The organism is Mesorhizobium sp. WSM4829 (genome assembly GCF_055811475.1).
The window spans coordinates 89,064-114,231 of the sequence record NZ_JBVVQJ010000009.1; the positions used below are offsets into that span (position 1 = coordinate 89,064).

Here is a 25,168-nt window from a genome sequence, read left to right on the forward strand (position 1 = left end):
GTGCGTCCGGCTGGCGAACGTCCATGTCGCTTCCCTCGTCCTAGTGGTCGCCGCCTCCGCAATGGCGGGACGGCGGTCGGTCCATTATGCCGCCGCACCATCGCAGCGTACGAGGACTATCATGACCGCCGCCCTTCATCCCGCCGAACCGGCATTGGCAAACGACCGCGCCCGTCGCGGCGGCCGCGCGGGCAAGCGCGCCGGCGCAGCGGCGGCATTCGAGCAGCCGCCTTTCCGTCAGCTGAAAATCCCGCTGACGCCGACCAGGCTGGTCTCCGACGACGAGCTGGAATCGATCCACCTCGCCTCGCTGCGCGTTCTCAGGGAAATCGGCGTCGACGTGCTGCACGACGAGGCAAGGCGCATCATGAAGGCGCATGGCGCAGATGTCCGCGAAGGCAGCGAGCGGGTGCGCTTCGACAGCGACATGATCCTCGAGCTGGTTTCGCACTGCCCGTCGGAATTCACCATCCATGCCCGCAATCCGGCGCACAATGTCCGCTTCGGCGGCGACAACCTGATCATCTCGATGATGGCGTCGGCGCCCAATTGTTCCGACATCGACCGCGGCCGTCGCCCCGGCAACCAGCAGGACTACCGCAACTTCCTCAAGCTTGCGCAGGCGCATAACATCTTGAACTGCACGGGCGGCTATCCGGTCGAGCCGATCGATATCCATCCGTCCGTCCGCCACCTCGAATGCATCCGCGATCTGAGCGTGCTCACCGACAAGGTGTTCCACATCTATTCGCTCGGCAAGGAGCGCAATGTCGACGGCATCGAGATCACCAGGATCGCGCGCGGCATCAGCGACGAACAGCTTCTCGAACAGCCGTCGGTGTTCACCATCATCAACACCAATTCGCCGCTCAAGCTCGACGTGCCGATGATGGAAGGCATCATCCAGATGTCGAGCAAGGGCCAGGTCGTCATCGTGACGCCGTTCACCCTGTCGGGCGCCATGGCGCCGGTGACCATCGCCGGTGCGCTGGTGCAGCAGAATGCCGAGGCACTGTCCGGCATTGCCTTCGCCCAGATGGTGCGCAAGGGCGCGCCCGTCGGCTATGGCGGCTTCACCTCCAACGTCGACATGAAGTCCGGCGCGCCGGCCTTCGGCACACCGGAATACATGAAGGCGCAATTGGTCGGCGGCCAGCTCGCTCGCCGCTACAACATCCCCTACCGCACCTCCAACACCTGCGCCGCCAACACGGTCGACGCACAGGCCGCCTATGAAAGCGTGTTCTCGCTGTGGGGCGCCATCCAGGGCGGCGGCAATCTGATGATGCATGCGGCCGGCTGGCTGGAAGGCGGCCTGCGCTGCTCCTACGAGAAGACCATCCTGGACATCGATCTGCTGCAGATGGTGGCGGAGTTCCTGACCCCGCTCGACCTCTCCGAGGAGGCCCTCGGCTTCGACGCCATCCAGTCCGTCGGTCCGGGCGGCCATTTCTTCGGCACCCAACATACCCAGGACCGCTACAAGACCGCATTCTATTCGCCTATCATCTCCGACTGGCGCAATTTCGAGACCTGGGCGGAAGCCGGATCGCCGACAGCTATCGAAAAAGCCAATCGGGTGTGGAAGGAGCGGCTGGCCTCCTATGAAGAGCCCTACATGGACCCGGCTATCCGCGAGGAGCTCGACGCCTTCGTCGACAAACGTCGGTCCGAAGGCGGCGCGCCGACTGATTTTTGATCATCTGCATTGATTTGATGAACAGGCGACTCCCACTCCGTCGAGCTCCGCTCGACACCTCTCCCCCGATCGACGGGGTAGAGGAAGGGCGTGAGATTATTCCAGCCAGCGCCCTTCCTCGCTTTGCTTTCACGCCCCGCCCACTCGATTCAATCTCTTCAAAAACGGAACTATCTTCATGAAATCTCATGCAAAAGCGGTTGTCATCGGTGGCGGCGTCGTCGGCTGCTCGGTGCTTTATCATCTGGCCAAGGCCGGCTGGACCGACATCATGCTGATCGAGCGTTCGGAGCTCACCTCCGGTTCGTCCTGGCATGCGGCGGGCGGCTTCCATACGCTCAATGGCGATCCCAATGTCGCCAAGCTGCAGGCCTATACGGTGCAGCTCTACAGGGAGATCGAAGAGCTTTCCGGCCAGTCCTGCTCGCTGCACCTGACCGGCGGCGTGATGATGGCCGACACGCCGGAGCGCATGGACTTCCTGCGCCTTGCTCACGCCAAAGGGCGCTATCTCGGCATGGACACCGAGCTGATCACGCCGTCAGAGGCCAAGGCGATGTTCCCGCTGATGGACGAAACCAATTTCGTTGGCGCCATGTGGGATCCGGTCGAAGGCCATCTCGATCCTTCCGGCACCACCCACGCCTACGCCAAGGCCGCCAGGAAGCTCGGCGCCGAGATCGTGCTGCGCAACCGCGTCGTCGAGCTGACGCAGGAGGTCGACGGCACCTGGAACGTCGTAACCGAGCAAGGCACGGTCAAGGCCGAGCATGTCGTCAACTGCGGCGGCCTGTGGGCGCGCGAGATCGGCCGCATGGTCGGCGTCGAACTGCCGCTGCTGGCCATGGAGCATATGTACCTGTTGACCGAGCCAATGCCGGAGGTCGAGGAATTCAACAAGTCGACCGGCCGCGAAATGATCGGCGTTATGGACTTCAAGGGCGAGATCTACACCCGCCAGGAACGCAACGGCATCCTGCTCGGCACCTATGAAAAAGCCTGCAAGCCGTGGTCGCCGGTCAACACGCCGTGGGATTTCGGCCATGAATTGCTGCAGCCCGACATCGACCGCATCGCGCCGTCGCTGGAAATCGGCTTCAAGCATTTTCCCGGCATCGAGAAGGCCGGCATCAAGCAGATCATCAACGGTCCCTTCACCTTCGCGCTCGACGGCAATCCGCTGGTCGGCCCGGTGCAGGGCCTGACCAATTTCTGGTGCGCCTGCGCCGTCATGGCCGGTTTCTCGCAGGGCGGCGGCGTCGGGCTGGCATTGTCGAACTGGATGGTCCATGGCGATCCCGGCTTCGACGTCTGGGGCATGGACGTCGCGCGTTTCGGCGAATGGGCGACGCTGCGCTACACCAACGCCAAGGTCCGCGAAAACTATTCGCGCCGTTTTTCCATCCGCTTTCCCAACGAGGAACTGCCGGCGGCACGCCCGGCCCAGACCACCCCGCTTTACGACACGATGCTGGCCAACAACGCCGTCATGGGCGACAGCTGGGGCCTCGAAACCCCGCTCTGGTTCGCCCCGAAAGGCACCGAGCCGAAGGACATCGTTTCCTTCCATCGCTCCAACGATTTCGGGCCGATCGGCGAGGAAGTGCGCGCCACCCGCGAGAAGGTCGGCGTCACCGAGATCGCCAACTTCGCCAAATACGAAGTCTCCGGGCCGGGATCGGAAGATTTCCTCAACCGGCTGATGACCAACCGCATGCCGAAGACCGGCCGCATTGTGCTGACCCCGATGCTGAACGAGTTCGGCAGGCTGATCGGCGATTTCACCATCGCCAAGGCGGGCGAAGAGCGCTTCATGATCTGGAGCTCGTCGGCGGCGCAGAAGTATCACATGCGCTGGTTCGAGAAGCACCTGCCGAAGGATGCTCCAGGGACGTCACAGGTCCGCATTCACCGCTTTGACCAGACGCTGGTCGGCTTGTCGATCGCCGGGCCGAAATCACGCGACCTGCTGCAGAAACTGGTTGACGCCGACATCTCGACCAAGGCCTTCCGCTTCATGGACTTCCGCGAGATGGCGGTCGGCGGCGCGCCCTGCATGGTCAATCGCATCACCTATACCGGCGACCTCGGCTACGAGATCTGGATGGCGCCGGCCTACCAGCGCCTTGTCTACAAGGCGATCAAGGATGCCGGCGAAGAGTTTGGCCTGGTCGATTTCGGCATGCGCGCCCTGCTCTCGATGCGCCTGGAAAAGAATTTTCCGACCTGGTTCCGCGAACTGCGCCCGATCTACGGGCCGTTCGAGGGGGCGATGGACCGCTTCGTCAAGCTGGAGAAGAACGACTTCATCGGACGCGACGCGGCAGCCAGGGAGCAGGCAGAAGGGCCAAAACTGCGCCGTGTCTCCTTCATCGTCGATGCCGCGGACGCCGACGTCATGGGCGACGAACCAATCTGGGCCAAGGTCGGCAAGGACTACGGCACAGTGGAGAAGCCGCACGGCTATGGCGCGCCGCGTTTCGACACGGACGGAAAGGAAGTGCGCGGCTCGAGGGCCGCGGAAGGCGCTTCGGCCGTGCGCGGCATCATCGACGGCGACTGGCGCGTGGTCGGCTGGGTCACCTCCGGCGGCTATGCCCATTATATCAAGAAATCGATGGCGCAAGGCTATGTGCCAGCGGCCTTGGCCGGGGACGAGAGCGCCGGACTGTTCGAGATCGAAATCCTCGGAAGCCGACGACCAGCCCGCATCAATGTCGAGCCGCCTTTCGACCCGAGCGGCGAGAAGATGCGGGCCTGAAAGCATTGGGCCCAAAGGCCCGCCTTCGGGCCTGACCGCGCGGCCGATTGATATCGAGAGGACAGGAAAATGAGCGATCCGGGCGTCGAGCGACGGTTCGGTCGTCATCGCAGGATCGCGCCGTTCGAGCCTGACGAAGCAGGCTCAATCGATGCGTTGCGCCTGAAATCGCGGCAGAAGGCCGCTGAACTCAACCAGCATGTGCTTGGCTACGGCGCACTGGCGGAAGCCGAGTGGCACGCCGCCGGCATTGCTGCTCCCGACCTGCCCACCATGCGCCAATACCGGCTCGACCGCATCCGCGCCGAGCTGAAGCGCCGCGGCTATGCGGGAGCCTTGCTCTACGATCCGATCAACATCCGCTATGCGACCGACTCGACCAATATGCAGCTCTGGGTCGCGCACAATCCGACAAGACATTGTTTCGTCGCCACCGAAGGTCCGGTGGTGCTGTTCGACTATTTTTCCTGCGAGCACCTTTCCGACCACTCCGGCGTCGTCGACGAGGTTCGGCCGGCAGTGTCGTGGATGTATCTCTACAGCGGCGAACTCACCGAGCAAAAAGTCCGCCGCTGGGCCGCCGGGATCGCCGATCTGGTCAAGCAGCATGGCGGCGGTATCGGCCGCATCGCCGTCGATCACATCAATCCCGAGGGCGTCGAAGCGCTCGCCCGCCTCGGCATCTCGATCGGCAATGGCGAAGCGCTGATGGAAAATGCACGCCTGATCAAATCGCCCGACGAAATCCTGGCCATGCGCCGGTCGATCGTCGCCTGCGAGGCGGCGATGGGTGAGATGGAAGCAGCATTGAGGCCAGGAATTTCCGAAAACGAACTGTGGGCCGAACTCCACCGCGGCAACATCGCGCGTGGCGGCGAATGGGTCGAAACCCGGCTGTTGACGTCCGGCCCGCGCACCAATCCCTGGTTCCAGGAATGCTCGTCGCGAGCGATCGCAGCCGGTGATCTCGTCGCTTTCGATACCGATTTGATCGGCCCTTACGGTTTCTGCGCCGACCTGTCGCGCACCTGGCTCTGCGGCGACACCGAGCCATCCAACGAGCAACGCGAGCTGTTTCGCATCGCCGCCGATCAGATCGCCCACAACATCGGCCTGATGCAGCCGGGCACATCGTTCCGCGATCTTGTCGAACGCTCGGCGGTGCCGCCCGGAGATTGTTTCCCGACGCGTTACGGCGTGCTCTATCACGGTGTCGGCCTGGCCGACGAATACCCGACGCTGCCGCATGCCATCGACTGGACCGAAGACACCCCCGACGGCGTGCTTGTGTCGGGCATGGTGCTTTGCGTCGAGAGCTATATCGGCCGGCTTGGCGGACGCGAGGGCGTCAAGATCGAGGAGCAGATCCTGATCACCGAAACCGGCAACGAGCAGCTTTCGACCTATCCGCTCGACGAGCGGCTGCTGGGCGACTGATTTTTTATGCGGTCGCCGCGACCGCCTCGCGCAACGCCTCCACGACCGTTTCCGGTGTCGTTCTGGCAGTGATGAACGGCAGGCCCTTGCGCCGCCTTGTCCAGCCGACGACCGTGACCGCTTCCGCTGCCGGCTCGAAGCGCCGCGCATTGGCCCAGCTCTGGCAGTCGATGGCCGCGACATCGGCCTTGCCCTCGGCAATGGCGACGATCGAGGCGCGGTGGCCACCGCTTTCGCTGCGCTCGGAGAAGATGTCCAGGCTTTCGCCCAGCGCCTCCAGGTCACGCGTCGGCGCGATAATGCCCGACATGGAATCGAGGCTGTTGAAGGTAAAATGCTTGCCACGCAGGACATCGAGCGGGATGAGCGGGCTGCCGTCGGACGGTGAGCCAACCGTTGGCGCTTCACCTGCACGCATCACCAACGCGCTCGAATAGAGTTCACCCTGCCCGCCCTCGAACGCGTCGTAACGCGGCTGGCCGACCAGTTGAACATGCGTCGCCAGCCCGAGTTCCATCGGACCCCAGCAGGTCTGTGCGAACAGCAGCGCCGGATGCAGCCAGAGGCCGAAAAAATCCAACTCGTCCGGCGGCAGCGTCGCCGGATCGGGCGCCATGACCTTTCCGGCGGCGTCGCGGATGCCGCCTTCCACAGGCCGCAGATCGGCATTGACGCGAGCGATGGTCTGCGGCGCGTCGATGCCTTTTTGCCGGAAGGCATCACGCAGCCGCGCCCATTGGGCGTCGACCTCGCTCCGCATTTCAGACCAGTCGTACATCGGCAAGCCGGCAACGAAATCGCTCATGCCGGGACTTTGATCGTTACGCTGAGAAAAATTGACGAGGCCATTGACGCGCACCTGGGCATCGCCGCCGGCAATACCCAAAAATTCATTCTTTCGGCGGCTCGGCCGGTACCGGCGCACTGCCAAGCCCATTGAGGCTGCGCGCCCTGACGCGCGGCTTGAACGCCCGGCCCGGTTCCGGCGTGCGCCGCAGCACCGGGTGGACGATCGGCTCCTTGGCCTTGAAGGCATATGCCTTGAGCAGCGCGAAATAGTTCGGATAGGCATAGCCATTGTTCATCCGCAGCCACTCGTCACGGCGCTCGCGAAACAGCTTCGGCAGCCGGTACCAGGCCACCGTCGGGCTCTTGTGATGAACGAAATGCAGATTGTTGTTGAGGAACAGGAACGACAGCGGCGAACGTTCGACGATCACCGTACGGCCTTCCGGATGCTCCGACCACTGATGCTCGGCGAAGGTGCGGATCGAGATCAGCGACTGGCCCAGCCACACCGGCACCAGGATGTAGAGCCATAGCGGGATGCCGAAGCCGAACTGCACGACCGGCAGCACCACGGCGAGGCCGATGGCGTGCAGCAGCCATGCCTTGCGGATCACCTTGTCGCCGGCAAGCATCTGCCTGGCATCGTCGATGAAGAAGCCGGTGCACGACAGCCACGGACCTAGAATGAGCCGGCCGATCATGGTGTTGTTGATCTTCAGCAGGAACTTCATCGCCGGCGGCAATTCGTCATGGTGCCACAGCGCCTTGTAGTAGCTTTCAGGATCGTCAAGCGGATCGGTCAGCCGTTCGTCGGCATGATGGCGCAGATGAATGGTCTTGAACCGCCGGAACGGCCAGACAAGACCAATCGGCAGGAAGACGAAAGCTTCGTTGAGCTGCGCATTGCGGGTCGGATGACCATGCAGGACTTCATGCGCCAGCGAGGATTGCAGCGCCGCCATCAAGGCCAGGACGATGAGCGCCAGCAGCGGATAGGGCGGCCACAGGAACAGGCCGGCTGCGAGCCAGGTGCCGTGACAGAAAAACGCGAGGAAGACGGTCGGCCATTCGATGGCCGGTGCATTGCGTCGTCTGCTATTCCTGCTTGTCATCGATCGACCACTGCCCTTCCAGTCGCCGGAACCGTTTTGATTCCTGACAGCATTGTGTCAGGAGCATCGTGATGCTGCAACGCGACAAAGCGCACAAAATGTTGCGATTGCGCATTTTCAGCCGCATGTGTTATCTATTGTAAACAGGCTTGCGGATTCATTTACGCCAAAGGTGCTATGTTGGCGAGTGCGGCGAATTTTTTTTCTCCCAATGGCTGGAATGACGATATGGACAAACGCGACCTGTCGACGGTGTTTCGGGAGCGCCTGAAAATGCTCCTGACACGGTCGGATCTGAACCAGTCCGCTTTCGCGACTGCGGTAGGCATCGACCGCTCGGCGCTTTCGCAGCTGCTGTCCGGCGCCTCGACACGCCTTCCCCGCGCCGAAACGCTGCTCAACATCGCCGCCGAGTTCAAAGTGTCGCTCGACTGGCTGCTCGGCCTCAGCCAGGACGAAGGCCTCACCGGTGAAATCCGCGAGAGCCTGGAGATCGAGGAAGCGCCTGACGGCTTCGACCGCACGCTGCTCGCCAAGTGGCATGCCGAGGCCGCCGGCACGAAAATCCGTTACGTGCCGGCCGGCATTCCCGATCTTCTGCGCACCGAAGCGCTCGTCGATTACGAGGCCGGTATCACCAACAAGAGCCGTGAGGCCCAGGCCGGCGAGACGCAGTACCGCATCGACTACAACCGGCGGCCGGAAACCGACATGGAAGTCTGCATGCCGCGCCACACGCTGGAGATCTTTGCGCGCGGCCTGGGCGTCTGGGACCGTTTCCCTGAGGCCGCCCGCCACCAGCAGCTTCTGCACATGGCGACGCTGCTCGACGACCTTTATCCCACCTTCCGCCTGTTTCTCTATGACGGGCGGATGCGGTATTCGATCCCCTACACCATCTTCGGGCCCTATCGCGCCGCCATCTACGTCGGCGACATGTATCTGGTGCTGAACGCGACCCAGCCGGTCCGCACGCTGACCAGCCATTTCGACAATCTGATCCGCGCCGCCGATATCAATGCGCACGAAGCAGCCAGCTTCACGCAAAGGCTGGCGGAAATGCGATTTTGACGGCTTGCGTCCTGCACCAACATTGACGCCATATAAAGATTTCTTTATATCCTTTCTCGACAAAGAATCCCGGAAGGCGTAATTTCCAATGACCAATCCAATTGACGCTTTGCTTGCCGAAAAGGGCGTTCTGCTCGCCGATGGCGCCACCGGCACCAATCTGTTCGCCATGGGGCTGGAGGCCGGCGAGGCTCCAGAGTTGCTGAACGAAACGGCGCCGGACATCATCACCAGTCTGCACCAGAACTTCGTCGAGGCCGGCGCCGACATCATCCTGACCAACTCCTTCGGCGGCACCCGCCACCGGCTGAAGCTGCACCATGCGCAAGACCGCGTGCATGCGCTGAACCAGCGCGCCGCCGAGATCGCCCGCGCCGTCGCCGATAAAGCCGGCCGCAAGGTCATCGTCGCCGGCTCGGTCGGCCCGACCGGCGAGTTGCTGGTGCCGCTCGGCGCCATGACCTATGACGAGGCGGTCGAGGCGTTTGCCGAGCAGATCGAGGGCCTGAAGGCCGGCGGCGCCGAAGTCGCCTGGATCGAGACCATGTCGGCGCCGGACGAAATCCGCGCCGCAGCCGAAGCCGCGATCCGCGTCGGCCTTCCCTATACCTACACCGGCTCCTTCGACACCGCCGGCCGCACCATGATGGGGCTGTTGCCGCAGGACATCCACGGCGTCGCCGATGGCTTGTCGCAGGCGCCGCTCGGTGTCGGCGCCAATTGCGGCGTCGGCGCCTCCGACATCCTCGCATCACTGCTCGACATGACCGAGGCGAAGCCGGAGGCGACGGTGATCGTCAAGGGCAATTGCGGCATTCCGGAATTTCGCGGCGCCGAGATCCACTATTCCGGCACGCCCGAGCTGATGGCCGACTATGTCAGGCTGGCCGTCGATGCCGGCGCAAAGATCGTCGGTGGCTGCTGCGGCACCTCGTTCGCCCACCTCGCCGCCATGCGCAAGGCACTCGATGCGCACACAAGGTCGGATCGCCCGACCGTCGAAAAAATCGTCGAGCGCATCGGCCCGATGCGCAACAAGCAGGCGACGGTCAACACCGTCGAGACCAGCGAAGCCCGCCGCGAGCGCCGGCGCAGCCGCGCCTGAGGCAATTGAAAAAGGCCGGCAAGGTTTTCCCTGCCGGCCTGCCTCACCGCCCATCGGTCGGTTTTCCGTATCAGAACGATCCCATCTGAGGAAAACCGGCCGTCACAGCCATTACCGGTTACCGCCGAGCGCCGAGGCAAGGCGCACCAGCGAGAGGAACTCGGACCGGTACCCGAACGGGTCGGCTCCCCGGGCGGCAGTGGCAATCTCGATGATCTTGTCGTAGCCGAACTTCGCGGTCGCATCCTCGTCGCGCAGCTTCTGGCCAAAAGCTGCGACGGCAACGGAGAAGCGCTGGTCGGTGCTGGCCCGGTCGAAATCAGCAACTTCGTTGGCCGATGTCACCGGCGTGGTGATCAGCTTCGAGGCATCCTCGTTCGGCAGCTTGTAGCGGATCTTGACGAAGGCATATTCGTCGGCATTGGCGACGCCGCCATTGCTCACGGACGCCTGGCCGTAGCGCAGCGGATCGATCTTCTCGCCGCCGCTGTCCTTCGGCGTGATCTCGTAGATCGCGGTAACCGAATGCCCCGAACCGATCTCGCCGGCGTCGATGCGATCGTTGTTGAAATCCTCGCGATTCAAGGCGCGGGTCTCGTAGCCGATCAGCCGGTATTCCGAGACTTTTTGCGGGTTGAACTCGACCTGGATCTTCACGTCCTTGGCGATGGTGAACAGCGTCGAGGACGCATCCTCGACCAGCACCTTCTCCGCCTCGGCCAAAGTGTCGATATAGGCGGCGGTGCCGTTGCCGTTCTGGGCGATGGCCTGCATCATCTGATCGTTCAGGTTGCCGCGGCCGAAACCGAACACCGACAGGAACACCCCGGTCTTGCGCTCCTTTTCGATCAACCGCTTCAGATCGTCGTCGTCGGTCTGGCCGACATTGAAGTCGCCGTCCGTGGCCAGCATCACGCGATTGATGCCGTCGTTGACGAAGGATTTCTGCGCCAGCCGATAAGCTTGCCTGATACCCGCCTCGCCGGCCGTGCTGCCGCCGGGCGCCAACGTGTCGATGGCATCGAGGATCTTGTCCTTCTCCGAAACCTTCGTCGGCTCCAGTACAGTGCCGGCATCGCCCGCATAGGTGACGATCGAGACGGTGTCGTCGGGCTTCAATTTGTTGACCAGAAGCCGGAACGCGGACTGCAGGAGCGGCAGCTTGTCCTGCTCGTTCATCGAGCCCGACACGTCGATCAGGAAGACCAGGTTGGCCTTGGGCTGCTCGGCCGGCTTGGCGTCGAAACCCTTGATGGCGACATGCATCAGCCTGGTGTGCTCGTTCCACGGCGTCGGCATGACGCTGACGGTCGAGTTGAACGGCGTCGAGGCAACGTCCGGACCTTTCCAGTGATAGGGGAAGTAGTTGATCATCTCCTCGACGCGGACCGTGTCGGCCTGCGGCAAAGCACCTTCCCTGAGCGAGCGCCGCACGAAGGAATAGGAGGCCGTGTCGACATCGATCGAGAAGGTCGACACCGGGTCTTCGAGCGCGGCACGCACCGGATTGCTCTTGAAATCCCCGACGCGGTCGCCGTTTTGCTCCGGCAGCATCTGGTCGGCCGGCATGGCCTGCGGCTGTACCATCAGCTTGGATTCGGCGCCTGGCATGCGGCCAGCCCGCGTGGCTCCGTCGGCTTTCGGAGGAGATATAGACATCATCACTCTGCCAGACGGCGCAGCTCCACCATCCTGTGCGAACTCACCTTTCGGCGCAGGTGCCGGCTTGGGCGCCACATTGCGGGCCAGAGCGTCCTGCTGCGCCAAGCCGCCGGCAGCCGATTGTGGCTTCGGCGGCGATGCCGGCGCGACAAGCGCCTCGGCTGCGACGCGGTTTTCGGCGTCGGCATCGGCTTTCTTCGTAGCCGCTGGTTTATCGGCCAGCGTTTCGGTGATCTTCTCGTCCCCACCGGAATAGAACGGCTGCTCCTGCAGCATATAGATGGTGGCGTATCCGGCGATCGGCAGGGCGACGAGCCCGGCAATGGCCGGCGTGGCGAAGAGTTTCTTTTGCATGATTTCGCTCCAGAGCTTTTGTGCTCGCTCTGTGAGACGAACCCCTTTCGCCGATCCTTGGGCGGCAGGTGAAGTTTTTTCGCCCATGTCGTAGGCACGCATGGCCGCCCCTAAGGCACGCCCCTTCGCGTCGTTGCCGGGTGCCGGTGCTGCGATGTCGCGCAGCCTGTTGAGTTGGTTGTCGTCGACCATGATCACACTTCCCCGGCTGAAAGCATGAGCGCCTTCAACCGTTTCTTCGCTTCATGGATGTGCCAGGAAACCGTCGTCTCCGAGATGCCCATCGCCTCGGAAGCGAGTGCGTGGCTCAGCCCTTCGCCATAGACGAGCAGCACTGCATCGCGCTGCTTGTCCGGCAGCATCCGCACCGCCGCCCAAAGCGCCTCGGCTGGATCTTCGGGCTCGGCCGGGGCCTCTCCCGAGATCAGCTCGTAAGCCCCGTAGGCTTCGGTCTTGATCGCCTCGCGGACGCTCTTGCGCATCATGTCGCGTGCCGCATTCAGCGTCATGGTGTAGAGCCAGGTGGTGAAGGCGCCGCTGCCATGATAGTCGCGGATCGCCCGGCCGAGCCGGACGCAGACTTCCTGGGCGATATCCTCGGCATCGGCCTTTTTCCCGCACCAGCGATAGGCGGCGCGATAGACGAAGTCATAGTGCCTTTCGAGCAATTTGCCGAAAGCCCCCCTGTCACCGCCCTTCGCACGACCGATCAGCTCGGCGTCGGAGGCTTCGCTTTCATCCAGCATCATCGCCATCATTTGCCTGTTGGACGAAGGCTAATGGCGATTCCTTGGGATGATGGAAGGATTTTTTGCAGGGCGGTCAGATGACCACCAGCGGGCTATCGGGGTCGCAATGCGGTGTTCAAGTTTCGTGCGGCATTCGGCGACGCTACAGGCCCGCGAACGCGACCATGTGGAAGGCTTGAACCTGTGGCGGATAGCGATAGGCCGCGCCGTAGGGGCAGGCGTTGCGGTCGAGACAACCGCCGGTTCGGCAAGCCGCGCCGTTGTGCCCACGCACATGCGCCAGACATGTTCCATGCGCGAAACCATCCGCAGAATAAGCGTCGACCGGACAGGATTTCAGGCAAGGTTTGTCGACACATGCATCGCAAAGGTGAACCACTTCGCGAGTTACCCCAAACGCAATCTCGTCCTCGAACAGCAGCGCGCCGCGATAGGCGTGCCAGAGCCCGTATTGCGGATGTATGAGGATGCCGAGCGGCGACGGTTTCAGACCCTCCGCCTGCATCGCCCATTGCTGGAACGGCAGATACGGTCTGTCGGACGGCGACACGGCGCGCGCGCCGAATGTCTTCGCCACTGCGCCGATCACTTCGCGCGACCATGCATCGAGCGGATCGGCAACTGTTTGCGATTGGCCTTCCCGCCAGCGCAGAAAATGCGGCCACGGCGCGGCGCCCGCCTGCCCCACCAGCAGGACGGATCTGGCGGCAGCGCCGGAGAGACCGGAGGGTGTTTCCTCACCGCCTGCAAAATTGAAGCCACCGCGCAGGATGAGGCCGTGGGCGGAAAGCGCCGCCGCTATATCTTCGACCATGCTGCGCTCAAGGATCATCCCTTCCTGTCCGGCTCGGAGAAGGCGCTCCGCCAGACTTCCTTGTGGATGATGTTGGCGACTTTAGCCCCGCCTGACTCGGGCTCCTTTCAAGTGAAGGCGTCGGCCATCGACGCCTTCTTGCTGGCGATGAAGTCCTTCAGCCCATCGTCGATGCCCTGATCGAGATGCGGCGCCTCGTAGCTTTCCAGCCAGCGGCGGGCGAGTTCGTTGGCGCGCTGCGGTGCCGACTTTTCGCCTTCGGCCAGCCACTGCTCGTAGGAATTGTTGTCGGCGATGCTGGAACGGTAGAAGGCGGTCTGGAAATTGGCCTGGGTGTGGTCACAGCCGAGATAGTGGCTGCCCGGGCCGACCTGGCGGATGGCATCCATCGCCTGGCCGTTCTCCGACAGATCGACGCCTTCGGAGAACTTCTGGGTCATGCCGAGCTGGTCGATGTCCATCATGAATTTTTCGTAGCAGGAAGCGAGCCCGCCCTCGAGCCAGCCGGCCGAGTGCAGCACGAAATTGGTGCCGGCGAGGATCGTCGAGTTCAGCGTGTTGGCGCTCTCATAGGCCGCCTGCGCGTCCGGGATTTTGGAGGCGCAGAGCGAACCGCCGGTGCGGAACGGCAGGCCAAGCCGGCGCGCGAGCTGCGCCGCGCCATAGGAAACCAGTGACGGCTCCGGCGTGCCGAAGGTCGGCGCGCCAGACTGCATCGAGATCGACGAGGCGAAGGTGCCGAACAGCACCGGTGCGCCCGGCCGGATCAGCTGCGTGAACGACGCGCCAGCCAGCACTTCGGCCAGGACCTGGGTCAGCGTGCCAGCGACCGTCACCGGGCTCATTGCGCCGGCGAGGATGAACGGCGTGACGATACAGGCCTGGTTGTGGCGCGAATAGACTTTCAGCGCCCCCAGCATGGTCTCGTCGAACACCATCGGCGAGTTGGCGTTGATCAGGCTGGTCAGCACCGTGTTGTTCTCGACGAAATCGTCGCCGAACACGATCTTGGCCATCGCAACCGTATCTTCGGCGCGCTCCGGCGCGGTGACCGAGCCCATGAACGGCTTGTCCGAATATTTGATGTGGCTGTAGATCATGTCGAGATGGCGCTTGTTGACCGGCACGTCGACCGGCTCGCACACCGTGCCGCCCGAATGGTGGATCGACGGCGCCATATAGGCGAGCTTCACGAAATTCCGGAAATCCTCGATCGTCGCATAGCGCCTGACGCCGTCGAGGTCGCGCACGAAGGGCGGGCCGTAGACCGGTGCGAAGACCGTGGCGTTGCCGCCGATCTGCACCGAACGTTCGGCATTGCGGGCGTGCTGGGTATAGACGGACGGCGCGGTTTTCAAAAGTGAGCGGCAGAGCCCCTTCGGGAAGTGCACGCGCTCGCCCTTGACGTCGGCGCCGGCCTCTTTCCACAGCTGCAGCGCCTCGGCGTCGTCGCGAAAGATGATGCCGATCTCCTCGAGCACCGTGTCGGTGTTCTTCTCGATCAGCGCCAGCCCTTCCTCGTCCAGCACCTCATAGACGTTGATCTTGCGCTTGATGTAGGTGAGCTGGGTGCCGGGGCCGCTACCCGAGCGCGCCGCCCGCCGGGCAGCGGCACCACCGCTGGCGGCGCGTCCGCGCCGCGCGTTTGACGCTTCCTGGTCGACCGGCGCGTTCTCACTCATGATCGTTCTTCCCTGACTTTTGTTCTGGCACAATTATTATTGCCGCATATCGCGGCTTCTGGCCGGATCGTAGTCATGCACCCTATTCGAAACGGCCCGCCAGCGCCAACGCCTGTCGCAAAATCGACAAGAATTCCAATAGATTTGCAGTCGCTTTCCTTTTGCGGGAAGTCGCAAATCAGCTATGGACGCAAGCCTGTAGCGGGTTAGGTATTGACGTGATATTTGAGGCCCCGCAATTGCATCTGTGCGGCAAGGAGCTGGATTAAAAATGGCCGACGACGAGATCATCCTTTCCGAGCTTTCCGACGACGAACTCGTGCAGCAGATGCACGACGACCTTTATGACGGGCTGAAGGAAGAGATCGAGGAAGGCACCAACATCCTTCTCGAGCGCGGCTGGGCGCCTTACAAGGTGCTGACCGAGGCACTAGTCGAAGGCATGCGCATCGTCGGCGAGGATTTTCGCGACGGCATCCTGTTCGTGCCGGAAGTGCTGTTGTCGGCCAACGCGATGAAGGCCGGCATGTTCATCCTGCGTCCGCTGCTTGTCGCCACCGGCGCGCCGAAGCAGGGCAAGATGGTGATCGGCACCGTCAAGGGCGACATCCACGACATCGGCAAGAACCTTGTCGGCATGATGATGGAAGGCGCCGGCTTCGACGTCATCGACCTCGGCATCAACAATGCGGTGGAAAAATATCTCGACGCCATCGAACAGCACCAGCCTGACATCATCGGCATGTCGGCGCTGCTGACGACGACCATGCCCTACATGAAGGTCGTCATCGACACGATGAAGGAAAAGGGCATCCGCGACGACTACGTCGTGCTGGTCGGCGGTGCCCCGCTCAACGAGGAATTCGGCAAAGCCGTCGGCGCCGACGCCTATTGCCGCGACGCGGCCGTGGCAGTCGAAACCGCCAAGGATTTTATGAAGCGCAAGCACAACGTCCGCGCTTCGGCCTGAGCTGACGAGGAGAACACAAGAGCATAAGTACGGAGCCCGTACTTATGCTCTTGCAGACGAGGCGCCGCGTAGCGCCGGCATGTCAAGACTTCAACAAGCAACAGCGACCCGCGTAACGGCTTGAAGTGCTTATTCAGACTCTTTCGCCTCTTCCTTTTTCAGGATCGGCGTGTCGGCGGTTGTATTCGCGACGCTTGCGACTTTGGTTTGCTGATCTACGCTTGCAGCTTTGGTTTGCTGATCTACGGAAGCCGTCGTTTTGTTGTGGCCGACACATTCCGCTGCGGCGCCGGATACCGAAAGGCCCAGAGCGGCGATAACCAAGAGAGCGGTCTTCATTCTATGCTCCTAGCTTCGTTGTTGAGGTACAGGGAAAGACTACCGGCATGTCCCGCATTGGAAAAGTCAACTTTTTGTGCCTGCCCCAGCGAACCCCCACCTGACGAAACAATTGCAATAGGCGGACACCACGGCCGCTTCGACCTCACTTCGGCGAATTCGGCATGGACCATAAACCGAGCCAAGCCTTGCAACGCGACTTTGTTGTTCCCAGATGTTACAATGACTTAACGCGCATCGCTTGAACTTTCTCGATAGCGATGCGCCTTGTTGATATCCGCGGGATCAGGGATTTTGGACCGTATCCTCGACCGCGTTGGCTGTCGATTTGACATCCCTGCCGACGCCGCGGACGGTGTTGGCGCAGGCCGAAAGAGCCAGGGCGCAAGCGAGGATGGCGATCGGCGCAATGCGTAGCGGTTTCATGAATGGTATCTCCCTCAACAGATAGATTCGTGGGACAGCAACGAAAATCGGTTAGACTGGTTCCATGAGCATTGCGCGAAAACTACAACCCGATCAAGGTGACAGGCTGCTTGTCATCGCCTGCGGGATGATTGCGCGCGAAGTTCTGGCCGTTAAGGAGCAGCTGGGGCTCGACCATCTCGACCTGACCTGCCTGCCGGCGGAGTTCCATTTCTACCCGGACCGCATCGCGCCGGCCATGGACAAGGCAATCGAGAAGGCCAAGGCGGACGGCTACACCAATATTTTCGTCGGCTATGCCGATTGCGGCACAGGCGGCCTGCTCGACCGCGTCTGCGAGAAGCATGGGGTCGAGCGCATGGCCGGTCCGCATTGCTTTGCCTTCTACCAGGGCATGGAAGCCTATGCGAAAATCGCCGACGGCGACATGATGTCGTTCTACATGACCGATTTCCTGTGCCGGCAGTTCGACGCCTTCTTCATGAAGCCGCTCGGCCTCGATCGGCATCCGGAGCTCATCAAGGACTATTTCGGCAATTACCAGAAGCTGGTCTATATCGCCCAGACCGACGATCCGGAACTCGACAAGGTCGCCGAGAAGGCCGCGAAAATGCTCGGCCTCGCCTATGAGCGCCGCTCGACCGGCTACGGCGATCTGACGACGGAGCTGGCCAGCGCCGCCGGACACGGCTGACCGTTCGATCAGGCCGCCCCTTCTTCCGCTGCAAGCCCGGCAAGCACAGCGGCAAAGCTCGTTTTGCAGACGAAGCCCAGCCTGTCCCGCGCCCGTGAGGCGTCGTAGACACGGTCGATCGAGGAAAACATCGTCCAGCCCTTTCGCGCATAGAGCGCCGGAAACTCCGGAAAATAACGCGCCACGACGGGCGGCGCGTCGGCGATCAATGCCTCGCAATCATCAGGCCGGAACGGCGTTGGCGCCGAGACGATGAAGATATCGAAGCCCAGTCGCGGCGCCTTCTCCAGCGCCGCGACATGGGCCTCGGCGGCATCTTCCACGGTCAGTCGGCGGAACAACAGCTCATTGGCCTTGGTGTTGGCGTCCGACTGCTCGATCGCATGCGCCATGTCGTCTGCCTCGGGAAAGAACCGGGCGGTGCGCAGCACGATCACCGGCAGTCCGGACTGGATGTGATAGAGGCGGCAAAGATGTTCGGCCGAAAGCTTGGTTACGCCGTAGATGTTGCGCGGCTCGGGCGCCATGTCTTCCGTCAGCCAGGCGGCCTTGCGCGCACCGCCGATCAAGCCGGCGCGTATCGCTTTCGAGATCATCAGCGAGGTCGTCGACGTGAAGACGAAGCGCTGAACGCCTGATAACACCGCCGCGTCGAGCAGGTTCAGGGTGCCGCGCACATTCGTCTCGATGAAATCCTCATTACGTTGGTGTTCGATGTCAGGCTTGTGCAGCGCGCCGCTGTGGATGATCGCCTCGATGCGGTCTTCCCTGACCATCCGCATCACCAGATCACGGTCGGCGACCGAGCCGATCACCTGCGTTTGCGGCGACGGGACCGGATCCAACCCGATGACGGCATGGCCAAGCGCCCGCAGGCGCGGCGCGAGCGCGCTGCCCAGCCAGCCTGACGATCCCGTAAGCAAGATCCGCATCGGCAAACCCACGATTTTTTAGCCGATCGCTGTTAAGCACGGATGACAGGCCGCCGCGAACGGGTAAGTTGTATGCCAAACGAGAAAACAGGCTGTTCCAGCCGACCGGGAACGCACCGATGACCGGCGCAAAAACCGGCGTCTGGCAACGAGCGCCGATTTACCGGACAGCGCCCTGGCGATAAGCTTGGCACTTATGAGCGAAATCGATCACCGCACCATCATCGCCGGCCTTTCGGTCGAGGATCGTCGCGACCTCACCGCCAAACTGGACAGGCCTGGCATTGTCCGGCTGGCCGTTCACGGCGGGCTGGTTGTGGTGCTGGGTGCGCTGATTGCCGCCCGTATTCCGTTCTGGCCGGTTCTCGTGCTGCCGCAGGGAATCCTGGTCGTCTTTTTCTTCACGCTGTTGCACGAGACGATCCACGAAACCGCCTTCAGAACGCCGTGGCTCAATCGCGCCATCGCCACTGTCACCGGCTTCCTGATCCTGCTGCCGCCGGCATGGTTCCGTTATTTCCATTTCGCGCACCACCGTCACACGCACGATCCGGACAATGACCCCGAACTGATGGCTCCGAAACCGGAGACCATCGGCCAGTATGTGCGCTATCTCTCCGGGATCCCCTATTGGAGCGGCATGGCGCGCGTGATCGTCGTCAACGCCGCCGGCCGCAACCGTGACGGCTTCGTGCCGGACAAGGGCCGCGACAAGGTGATTTCGCAAACGCGTTGGTTTCTGATCGCCTATGCGGTGCTGCTGGCGGCCTCCCTGGCCGTGCAGTCGGCGCTGCTGTTGTGGGTCTGGATTGTTCCGGTGCTCGTCGGTCAGCCGTTTTTGCGGGCCTATCTGTTGGCCGAGCACGCGCTCTGCCCGTATGTCGCCAACATGCTCGAAAACACCCGCACCACCTTTACCACAAGGCTGGTCCGCTTCGTGGCGTGGAACATGCCTTACCACTCCGAGCACCATTCTTATCCGGCCGTTCCCTTTCACCGCCTGCCGCGTTTCCACCAAATTGTCGCCGAACATCTGCGCACGACCGAGCGAGGCTATGTCCGCTTCCACAGGAAGCTTGTCGGCAGCTTCGATCGTCGCGCCGGCTGATCAAAACCAGGCCAAGCATCGAATATTTTCGCGTTTCCGTTGCGGCTGCCAATTGCGTCGCTTTTGAATGCGCGCGCGTCGTCCCATAACAAGCAGCCCGACAGCGCTTCCGGCAATGCTCGCACTCACTACAGCGCCGCGCGTCCCATTGGACGCGCAATAGACGCTGTAGCACTTTAAGTCGGCGCATGATCCTTTCCAAACGATGCCGATTTTCGGGGTCATGCGCGAGGAGTAGGAAATTCATGGCCGATCTGATCGTCGTCTACTGGCGCGACATCCCCGCCCAGGTCATCGTCAAGAAGGGCCGGCAGAACGCCAAGCGCGAACTGCCGCTGCGCTTTACCGAGGCGATCGACATGTGCGCGATGCGCACCGGCGCCGGCGGCACCGACGACTACCTTGCCGAATGGCGCAAGGCCGACCCCATGCCGGTCAGCGACGATCTTGAAGGCGAGGCGGAAAAAGCCTTTCAGGACATCGACGCGAAATACGACCGCGAGCGGCTGGTCGCTCTGGTCAAGGCGGGCGGAAAAGAAGATGTCTGAAACGACCCGGGCGATTACCCAGGCCACTCTGGTCAAGAAGGCAGCGCCGAAATCCGACTACAAGCCGGCCGACGTGTCGCCGCAGCGGCGCGTGCAGCGCTCCTTCGCGGTCAGGCTGTGGTCCGTCCGCCACTCGCGACTGCTCGAATGGTTCTACGCCAGGTTCTCCGACATGTTTTTGCTCCTCCATCCGCTGTGGAAGCGCATCGGTTACGGCCGCGTCGAAGGTCCGATCAAATTCGTCGAAAAACGCGTCAAGGGTTTTATGTTCGACTGCCGCATGTGCGGCCAGTGCGTCCTTTCTTCTACCGGCATGTCGTGCCCGATGAATTGCCCCAAGCAATTGCGCAACGGCCCTTGCGGCGGTGTGCGCGCCAACGGCAATTGCGAGGTCGAGCCTGATATGCCGTGCGTCTGGGTCAAGGCCTGGGAAGGTTCACGCAATATGGTGCATGGCGACAAGATCCTCGACGTGCAGAAGCCGGTCGACCAGTCGCTGCGCGAGACCTCGGCATGGCTGCGGGTGACCGCACAGGCCGCCGCCGCCCGCGAAGCCGCGCGCAACGTTCCAAAACCTGGGGCACCGGCATGATCGGCCGCCAGCCCGACGAGAACCCGGCCGGCATCCATCTGCCGCTCGACCCCCTGCCCGGCCACACCTCGCGCGGCCGGCTGGAGCGCGTCCTGAGGCGCGGCGAATTCGCGGTGACCACCGAGCTCAACCCGCCGGACAGCGCCGATCCGGAAGACGTCTACAACCGCGCCAAAATCTTCGACGGCTGGGTCGACGCCATCAACGCCGTCGACGCCTCGGGCGCCAACTGCCACATGTCGTCGGTCGGCATCTGTGCGCTGCTGACCCGCATGGGTTATGCCCCGATCATGCAGATCGCCTGCCGCGACAGGAACCGCATCGCCATCCAGGGCGACGTGCTGGGCGGGGCGGCGATGGGCGTCGCCAACATGCTGTGCCTGACCGGCGACGGCGTGCAGGCCGGCGACCAGCCAGGCGCCAAGCCGGTATTCGATCTCGACTGCATGTCACTGCTGGAAACCTGCCGCATCATGCGCGACAACGGCAAGTTCCTGTCCGGCCGCAAGCTGACGACGCCGCCGCAGCTTTTCCTCGGCGCGGCGATCAACCCTTTCGCGCCGCCGATCGATTTCCGCCCCTACCGGCTGGGCAAGAAAATCGCCGCCGGCGCGCAATTCGTGCAGAGCCAGTACTGCTTCGACGTGCCGATGTTCCGCACCTACATGCAGCAGGTCCGCGATCTCGGTTTTACAGAAAAATGCTTCATCCTGTGCGGCGTCGGACCGCTGGCCTCGGCCAAGACCGCCAAATGGATCCGCTCAAACGTGCCGGGCATTCATATCCCCGATTCGATCGTCAAGCGGCTGGAAGGCGCCCAGGACCAAAAGAAGGAAGGCAAGCAGCTCTGCATCGATATCATCAACGAGGTGAAAGAAATTCCCGGCGTCTGCGGCGTCCATGTGATGGCCTATCGCCAGGAGGAATATGTCGCCGAGATCGTCGATGAATCGGGCGTGCTGAAGGGGCGCCAGCCCTGGAAACGCGAAATCCGCCGCGACGATCAGCTCGTCGCCGACCGGCTCGACCACATTTTGCACGACGAGATCACCGAAACGCAGGTCGACATGGTCAAGACCGCGCATTGATGGCGCGGACGCCACCATTCGCTTGATCGAAAACAGAAACGATATAAAGAAGTCTTTATATCACGAGGGAGAGATTGCATGACCCGGACGATCGTCGCCTCGGCGACACGAGAAATCATCATCGGCTTCGACCAGCCCTTCTGCGTGATCGGTGAGCGCATCAATCCGACCGGGCGCAAGAAGCTCGCGGCCGAGATGATCGCAGGCAATTTCGATACCGTCATCAGGGACACGCTGGAACAGGCCGCCTGCGGCGCGACCATGCTCGACGTCAATGCCGGCGTCACCTCGGTCAACCCGAACGAGACAGAACCCGGCCTGCTGGTGCAGACGCTGGAAATCGTGCAGGGGTTGGTCGACCTACCGCTGTCGATCGACAGTTCGGTGACGGCGGCGATCGAGGCGGCGCTCAGGGTCGCCAAGGGCCGTCCGCTGGTCAACTCCGTCACCGGCGAGGAAGAAAAGCTCGAAGCCATCCTGCCGCTGGTCAAGAAATACAATGTCCCGGTGGTTGCCATCTCCAACGACGAGACAGGCATTTCGATGGATCCGGATGTGCGCTTCGCCGTCGCCAAGAAGATCGTCGAGCGCTGCGCCGATTTCGGCATTCCGGCGCATGACGTGGTCGTCGACCCGCTGGTCATGCCGATCGGCGCGCTCGGCGACGCCGGCCGCCAGGTCTTTGCCCTGCTGCGCCGGCTGCGTGAAGAGCTCAAGGTCAACACCACCTGCGGCCTGTCAAACATCTCGTTCGGCCTGCCGCACCGCCACGGCATCAATGCTGCCTTCATCCCGATGGTGATCGGCGCTGGCATGACCTCGGCGATCATGAACCCGGTGCGTCCGCAAGAGATGGAAGCGGTGCGCGGCGCCAATGTGCTGAACGGCACCGACGAGAACTGCACCAACTGGATCAGGACCTACAAGGACTACAAGCCGGCCGAAGGCGGCCAGGCGATCGCGGCGCCCACGCAAGTCAATGCGCCGGGCGAAGGCAATGGCAATGGCGGTCGCCGGCGCGGGGGTCGTGAAGCCCGTATGGCCCGAGGATAAGCGCGCAATCGTGAACTCTCCTGCCAACATCACCGATCCACTCGTGCTGTTCATGCCGTCCGGCAAGCGCGGGCGGTTTCCGGTCGGCACGCCGGTGCTCGATGCCGCACGCCAGCTCGGCGTCTATGTCGAGAGCGTGTGCGGTGGACGCGCCACCTGCGGGCGCTGCCAGGTCGAGGTGCAGGAAGGCAATTTCGCCAAGCACAAGATCGTCTCTTCCAACGACCACATCTCGCCCAAGGGCGCCAAGGAGGAACGCTACGAACGCGTGCGCGGCCTTCCCGAACGGCGCCGCCTGTCCTGCTCGGCGCAGATCCTCGGCGATCTCGTCGTCGACGTACCGCAGGATACGGTCATCAACGCACAGACTATTCGCAAGGATGCCGACACCAGGGTCATTGCCCGCGATTCGGCAATCCACATGTGCTATGTCGAGATCGAAGAGCCCGACATGCACAATCCTTCAGGCGATCTCGATCGCCTGAAGATCGCGCTGATGAAGGACTGGGGGCTCAACAGCCTCGATTTCGATTTCCATCTGCTGCCGCAGGTGCAAGGCATCCTGCGCAAAGGCAACTGGACCGCGACCGCCGCCATCCACAAGGATGCCGAAAGCGAGACCGCGCGGGTCATCTCGTTGTGGCCCGGCCTCAAGAACGAGGCCTACGGGCTTGCCTGCGATATCGGCTCGACCACCATCGCCATGCATCTGGTGTCGCTGCTGTCGGGCCGCGTCGCCGCCTCGTCAGGCACGTCGAACCCGCAGATCCGCTTCGGCGAGGATCTGATGAGCCGCGTTTCCTATGTGATGATGAACCCGGACGGCCGCGAAGGCATGACGGTCGCGGTGCGCGAGGCGATCTCGGGTCTCGTCGACAAGGTTTGCGCGGAAGGCAACGTCCAGCGCAACGACATCCTGGATTGCGTCTTCGTCGGCAATCCGATCATGCACCATCTGTTCCTCGGCATTGACCCGACCGAACTCGGCGGCGCGCCCTTCGCGCTGGCTGTCTCGGGCGCCGTGCACATCAAGGCGTCGGATATCGGCCTGAAGCTCAACCAGGGCGCCAGGCTCTACATGCTGCCTTGCATCGCCGGCCATGTCGGCGCCGACGCGGCTGCGGTGACGCTGTCGGAAGGCCCGCACCGCCAGGACGAGATGATGCTGATCGTCGATGTCGGCACCAATGCCGAGATCGTGCTCGGCAATCGCCAGCGGGTCGTGGCGGCCTCCTCGCCCACCGGTCCGGCCTTCGAGGGCGCGGAAATCTCCGGCGGCCAGCGCGCTGCGCCCGGCGCCATCGAGCGCGTCCGCATCGATCCCGACACGCTGGAGCCGAAATACCGCGTCATCGGCTCGGAACTGTGGTCCGACGAGCCCGGCTTCCTCGACAGCGTCCAGGCAACCGGCGTCACCGGCATCTGCGGCTCCGGCATCATCGAGGTGGTCGCCGAGATGTACCTGGCCGGCATCATCTCCGAGGACGGCGTCGTCGACGGTGGGCTCTGCGCCCGCTCGCCGCGCGTCACCGCCAATGGCCGCACCTTCTCCTACGTGCTGAAGGAAGGCGAGCCGAGGATCACCATCACCCAGACCGACGTACGCGCCATCCAACTCGCCAAGGCGGCCCTCTACGCCGGCACCAAGCTGTTGATGGAAAAGCAGCACACCGATCATGTCGACCGCATCCACTTCGCCGGTGCCTTCGGCTCCTTTATCGATCCGAAATACGCCATGGTGCTGGGACTGATTCCCGACTGCGATCTCGACAAGGTCTCGGCCGTCGGAAACGCCGCCGGTGCCGGTGCGCGCATGGCGCTGCTCAATCGCGGCTATCGCCGCGAGATCGAGGAAACAGTGAGCCGGATCGAGAAGATCGAGACCGCGCTGGAGCCGAGATTCCAGGAGCATTTCGTCTATGCCATGGCGCTGCCGAACAAGATCGACCCGTTCCCGAAACTATCGGCGGCGGTGAAGCTGCCACCGCGCAAGACCGTGAGCGAGGACGGCATTGCCGGCGATGCCGCCCCACGGCGTCGTTCGCGCGAAGGCCACGCCGCCCGGCGCGGCCGGGGGTAGCATCCCGCTGCTAAAAGCTGCACTCACCCTCATTCTCATTTGCATGCATATGTTTCCGGATCAGCCCAAACAGAAACAAGGCGCTGTTATCAGCGAAATCCAC

Annotated in this window: 22 protein-coding genes; 13 read left to right on the forward strand and 9 right to left on the reverse strand. The window is 62.7% G+C overall.

What is annotated here, in order from left to right; translation table 11 throughout:
* The first annotated feature begins 121 nt into the window (after nucleotides 1-121).
* The 3 genes from AC0L17_RS11385 (at nucleotide 122) to AC0L17_RS11395 (ending at nucleotide 5,897) form a co-directional block, all read left to right on the forward strand.
* Nucleotides 122-1,699, forward strand: coding sequence for a trimethylamine methyltransferase family protein (locus tag AC0L17_RS11385; RefSeq protein ID WP_473515896.1), 1,578 nt, complete (start codon nucleotides 122-124; stop codon nucleotides 1,697-1,699).
* 178 nt (nucleotides 1,700-1,877) lie between these two features.
* A complete protein-coding gene (locus tag AC0L17_RS11390; protein ID WP_473515897.1) occupies nucleotides 1,878-4,460 on the forward strand; it encodes a GcvT family protein in 2,583 nt (860 codons plus the stop codon).
* A 69-nt stretch (nucleotides 4,461-4,529) separates the two neighbouring features.
* The gene (locus tag AC0L17_RS11395) at nucleotides 4,530-5,897 is read left to right on the forward strand and encodes a M24 family metallopeptidase (RefSeq protein WP_473515898.1); all 1,368 of its coding nucleotides are present in this window, start codon (nucleotides 4,530-4,532) and stop codon (nucleotides 5,895-5,897) included.
* A 4-nt stretch (nucleotides 5,898-5,901) separates the two neighbouring features.
* On the opposite strand, the gene AC0L17_RS11400 is transcribed toward AC0L17_RS11395, so the two are convergent.
* The gene (locus tag AC0L17_RS11400) at nucleotides 5,902-6,702 is read right to left on the reverse strand and encodes a phosphate/phosphite/phosphonate ABC transporter substrate-binding protein (RefSeq protein WP_287342917.1); all 801 of its coding nucleotides are present in this window, start codon (nucleotides 6,700-6,702) and stop codon (nucleotides 5,902-5,904) included.
* 85 nt (nucleotides 6,703-6,787) lie between these two features.
* Nucleotides 6,788-7,798, reverse strand: coding sequence for a fatty acid desaturase (locus AC0L17_RS11405; protein WP_473515899.1), 1,011 nt, complete (start codon nucleotides 7,796-7,798; stop codon nucleotides 6,788-6,790).
* Between the two features lie 228 nt (nucleotides 7,799-8,026).
* On the opposite strand from AC0L17_RS11405, the gene AC0L17_RS11410 reads away from it, so the two are divergent.
* Both AC0L17_RS11410 and bmt read left to right on the forward strand, forming a co-directional pair.
* Nucleotides 8,027-8,869 carry a helix-turn-helix domain-containing protein gene (locus AC0L17_RS11410; RefSeq protein WP_473515900.1) on the forward strand — a complete coding sequence of 281 codons (843 nt, stop codon included), beginning with the start codon at nucleotides 8,027-8,029 and terminating at the stop codon, nucleotides 8,867-8,869.
* An 88-nt stretch (nucleotides 8,870-8,957) separates the two neighbouring features.
* Nucleotides 8,958-9,974, forward strand: a complete 1,017-nt coding sequence (gene bmt, locus AC0L17_RS11415) for a betaine--homocysteine S-methyltransferase (protein WP_473515901.1) — start codon at nucleotides 8,958-8,960, stop codon at nucleotides 9,972-9,974.
* A 111-nt stretch (nucleotides 9,975-10,085) separates the two neighbouring features.
* Here bmt and AC0L17_RS11420 read toward each other — a convergent pair whose 3' ends face one another.
* From AC0L17_RS11420 to AC0L17_RS11435, 4 genes are all read right to left on the reverse strand, one after another.
* Nucleotides 10,086-12,182: a vWA domain-containing protein gene (locus AC0L17_RS11420; protein ID WP_473515902.1), complete on the reverse strand. Its 2,097-nt coding sequence runs from the start codon at nucleotides 12,180-12,182 to the stop codon at nucleotides 10,086-10,088.
* Nucleotides 12,183-12,184: 2 nt separating this feature from the next.
* Nucleotides 12,185-12,745, reverse strand: coding sequence for an RNA polymerase sigma factor (locus AC0L17_RS11425; RefSeq protein WP_287342793.1), 561 nt, complete (start codon nucleotides 12,743-12,745; stop codon nucleotides 12,185-12,187).
* Between the two features lie 136 nt (nucleotides 12,746-12,881).
* A complete protein-coding gene (locus AC0L17_RS11430) occupies nucleotides 12,882-13,553 on the reverse strand; it encodes a hypothetical protein (RefSeq protein ID WP_473515903.1) in 672 nt (223 codons plus the stop codon).
* A gap of 107 nt (nucleotides 13,554-13,660) precedes the next feature.
* Complete coding sequence (locus AC0L17_RS11435; protein WP_128166887.1) at nucleotides 13,661-15,235, reverse strand: trimethylamine methyltransferase family protein; 1,575 nt, start codon at nucleotides 15,233-15,235, stop codon at nucleotides 13,661-13,663.
* Nucleotides 15,236-15,506: 271 nt separating this feature from the next.
* Between AC0L17_RS11435 and AC0L17_RS11440 the strand changes: the two genes are divergently transcribed.
* Complete coding sequence (locus AC0L17_RS11440; RefSeq protein WP_095494578.1) at nucleotides 15,507-16,205, forward strand: corrinoid protein; 699 nt, start codon at nucleotides 15,507-15,509, stop codon at nucleotides 16,203-16,205.
* A gap of 129 nt (nucleotides 16,206-16,334) precedes the next feature.
* Here the strand turns inward: AC0L17_RS11440 and AC0L17_RS11445 are convergent, their stop codons facing one another.
* Both AC0L17_RS11445 and AC0L17_RS11450 read right to left on the reverse strand, forming a co-directional pair.
* Nucleotides 16,335-16,544 carry a hypothetical protein gene (locus AC0L17_RS11445; RefSeq protein WP_473515904.1) on the reverse strand — a complete coding sequence of 70 codons (210 nt, stop codon included), beginning with the start codon at nucleotides 16,542-16,544 and terminating at the stop codon, nucleotides 16,335-16,337.
* A gap of 285 nt (nucleotides 16,545-16,829) precedes the next feature.
* The gene (locus tag AC0L17_RS11450) at nucleotides 16,830-16,970 is read right to left on the reverse strand and encodes an entericidin A/B family lipoprotein (RefSeq protein WP_036263015.1); all 141 of its coding nucleotides are present in this window, start codon (nucleotides 16,968-16,970) and stop codon (nucleotides 16,830-16,832) included.
* Between the two features lie 64 nt (nucleotides 16,971-17,034).
* Between AC0L17_RS11450 and AC0L17_RS11455 the strand changes: the two genes are divergently transcribed.
* Complete coding sequence (locus tag AC0L17_RS11455; protein WP_473515905.1) at nucleotides 17,035-17,664, forward strand: DUF1638 domain-containing protein; 630 nt, start codon at nucleotides 17,035-17,037, stop codon at nucleotides 17,662-17,664.
* Between the two features lie 8 nt (nucleotides 17,665-17,672).
* Here AC0L17_RS11455 and AC0L17_RS11460 read toward each other — a convergent pair whose 3' ends face one another.
* Nucleotides 17,673-18,596, reverse strand: coding sequence for an NAD-dependent epimerase/dehydratase family protein (locus AC0L17_RS11460; RefSeq protein WP_473515906.1), 924 nt, complete (start codon nucleotides 18,594-18,596; stop codon nucleotides 17,673-17,675).
* Between the two features lie 196 nt (nucleotides 18,597-18,792).
* Between AC0L17_RS11460 and AC0L17_RS11465 the strand changes: the two genes are divergently transcribed.
* The 6 genes from AC0L17_RS11465 to AC0L17_RS11490 all read left to right on the forward strand — a co-directional run bounded on the left by AC0L17_RS11465 (nucleotide 18,793) and on the right by AC0L17_RS11490 (nucleotide 25,065).
* Nucleotides 18,793-19,704 (forward strand): fatty acid desaturase, encoded by a 912-nt coding sequence (locus AC0L17_RS11465; RefSeq protein WP_473515973.1) that lies wholly within the window; start codon nucleotides 18,793-18,795, stop codon nucleotides 19,702-19,704.
* A 245-nt stretch (nucleotides 19,705-19,949) separates the two neighbouring features.
* Nucleotides 19,950-20,252: a virulence factor gene (locus AC0L17_RS11470; protein ID WP_128173850.1), complete on the forward strand. Its 303-nt coding sequence runs from the start codon at nucleotides 19,950-19,952 to the stop codon at nucleotides 20,250-20,252.
* Nucleotides 20,245-20,844, forward strand: coding sequence for a methylenetetrahydrofolate reductase C-terminal domain-containing protein (locus AC0L17_RS11475; RefSeq protein ID WP_473515907.1), 600 nt, complete (start codon nucleotides 20,245-20,247; stop codon nucleotides 20,842-20,844). Before AC0L17_RS11470 ends, AC0L17_RS11475 begins: the two co-directional genes overlap by 8 nt.
* The gene (locus tag AC0L17_RS11480) at nucleotides 20,841-21,932 is read left to right on the forward strand and encodes a methylenetetrahydrofolate reductase (protein WP_027154501.1); all 1,092 of its coding nucleotides are present in this window, start codon (nucleotides 20,841-20,843) and stop codon (nucleotides 21,930-21,932) included. Before AC0L17_RS11475 ends, AC0L17_RS11480 begins: the two co-directional genes overlap by 4 nt.
* Before the next feature lie 78 nt (nucleotides 21,933-22,010).
* A complete protein-coding gene (locus AC0L17_RS11485; RefSeq protein ID WP_473515908.1) occupies nucleotides 22,011-22,985 on the forward strand; it encodes a methyltetrahydrofolate cobalamin methyltransferase in 975 nt (324 codons plus the stop codon).
* Complete coding sequence (locus AC0L17_RS11490; protein WP_473515974.1) at nucleotides 22,936-25,065, forward strand: ASKHA domain-containing protein; 2,130 nt, start codon at nucleotides 22,936-22,938, stop codon at nucleotides 25,063-25,065. Before AC0L17_RS11485 ends, AC0L17_RS11490 begins: the two co-directional genes overlap by 50 nt.
* The last annotated feature ends 103 nt before the right edge of the window (nucleotides 25,066-25,168 follow it).

What these genes read in the sequence shown, in the direction of transcription:
- AC0L17_RS11420 (WP_473515902.1), bottom strand. Translation starts at nt 12,182, where the DNA reads ATGGTCGACGACAACCAACTCAACAGGCTGCGCGACATCGCAGCACCG.
- AC0L17_RS11390 (WP_473515897.1), top strand. Translation starts at nt 1,878, where the DNA reads ATGAAATCTCATGCAAAAGCGGTTGTCATCGGTGGCGGCGTCGTCGGC.
- AC0L17_RS11475 (WP_473515907.1), top strand. Translation starts at nt 20,245, where the DNA reads ATGTCTGAAACGACCCGGGCGATTACCCAGGCCACTCTGGTCAAGAAG.
- AC0L17_RS11430 (WP_473515903.1), bottom strand. Translation starts at nt 13,553, where the DNA reads ATGGTCGAAGATATAGCGGCGGCGCTTTCCGCCCACGGCCTCATCCTG.
- AC0L17_RS11405 (WP_473515899.1), bottom strand. Translation starts at nt 7,798, where the DNA reads ATGACAAGCAGGAATAGCAGACGACGCAATGCACCGGCCATCGAATGG.
- AC0L17_RS11385 (WP_473515896.1), top strand. Translation starts at nt 122, where the DNA reads ATGACCGCCGCCCTTCATCCCGCCGAACCGGCATTGGCAAACGACCGC.
- AC0L17_RS11445 (WP_473515904.1), bottom strand. Translation starts at nt 16,544, where the DNA reads ATGAAGACCGCTCTCTTGGTTATCGCCGCTCTGGGCCTTTCGGTATCC.
- AC0L17_RS11485 (WP_473515908.1), top strand. Translation starts at nt 22,011, where the DNA reads ATGACCCGGACGATCGTCGCCTCGGCGACACGAGAAATCATCATCGGC.
- AC0L17_RS11435 (WP_128166887.1), bottom strand. Translation starts at nt 15,235, where the DNA reads ATGAGTGAGAACGCGCCGGTCGACCAGGAAGCGTCAAACGCGCGGCGC.
- bmt (WP_473515901.1), top strand. Translation starts at nt 8,958, where the DNA reads ATGACCAATCCAATTGACGCTTTGCTTGCCGAAAAGGGCGTTCTGCTC.
- AC0L17_RS11450 (WP_036263015.1), bottom strand. Translation starts at nt 16,970, where the DNA reads ATGAAACCGCTACGCATTGCGCCGATCGCCATCCTCGCTTGCGCCCTG.
- AC0L17_RS11410 (WP_473515900.1), top strand. Translation starts at nt 8,027, where the DNA reads ATGGACAAACGCGACCTGTCGACGGTGTTTCGGGAGCGCCTGAAAATG.
- AC0L17_RS11480 (WP_027154501.1), top strand. Translation starts at nt 20,841, where the DNA reads ATGATCGGCCGCCAGCCCGACGAGAACCCGGCCGGCATCCATCTGCCG.
- AC0L17_RS11490 (WP_473515974.1), top strand. Translation starts at nt 22,936, where the DNA reads ATGGCGGTCGCCGGCGCGGGGGTCGTGAAGCCCGTATGGCCCGAGGAT.
- AC0L17_RS11470 (WP_128173850.1), top strand. Translation starts at nt 19,950, where the DNA reads ATGGCCGATCTGATCGTCGTCTACTGGCGCGACATCCCCGCCCAGGTC.
- AC0L17_RS11465 (WP_473515973.1), top strand. Translation starts at nt 18,793, where the DNA reads ATGAGCGAAATCGATCACCGCACCATCATCGCCGGCCTTTCGGTCGAG.
- AC0L17_RS11460 (WP_473515906.1), bottom strand. Translation starts at nt 18,596, where the DNA reads ATGCGGATCTTGCTTACGGGATCGTCAGGCTGGCTGGGCAGCGCGCTC.
- AC0L17_RS11395 (WP_473515898.1), top strand. Translation starts at nt 4,530, where the DNA reads ATGAGCGATCCGGGCGTCGAGCGACGGTTCGGTCGTCATCGCAGGATC.
- AC0L17_RS11455 (WP_473515905.1), top strand. Translation starts at nt 17,035, where the DNA reads ATGAGCATTGCGCGAAAACTACAACCCGATCAAGGTGACAGGCTGCTT.
- AC0L17_RS11425 (WP_287342793.1), bottom strand. Translation starts at nt 12,745, where the DNA reads ATGGCGATGATGCTGGATGAAAGCGAAGCCTCCGACGCCGAGCTGATC.
- AC0L17_RS11440 (WP_095494578.1), top strand. Translation starts at nt 15,507, where the DNA reads ATGGCCGACGACGAGATCATCCTTTCCGAGCTTTCCGACGACGAACTC.
- AC0L17_RS11400 (WP_287342917.1), bottom strand. Translation starts at nt 6,702, where the DNA reads ATGAGCGATTTCGTTGCCGGCTTGCCGATGTACGACTGGTCTGAAATG.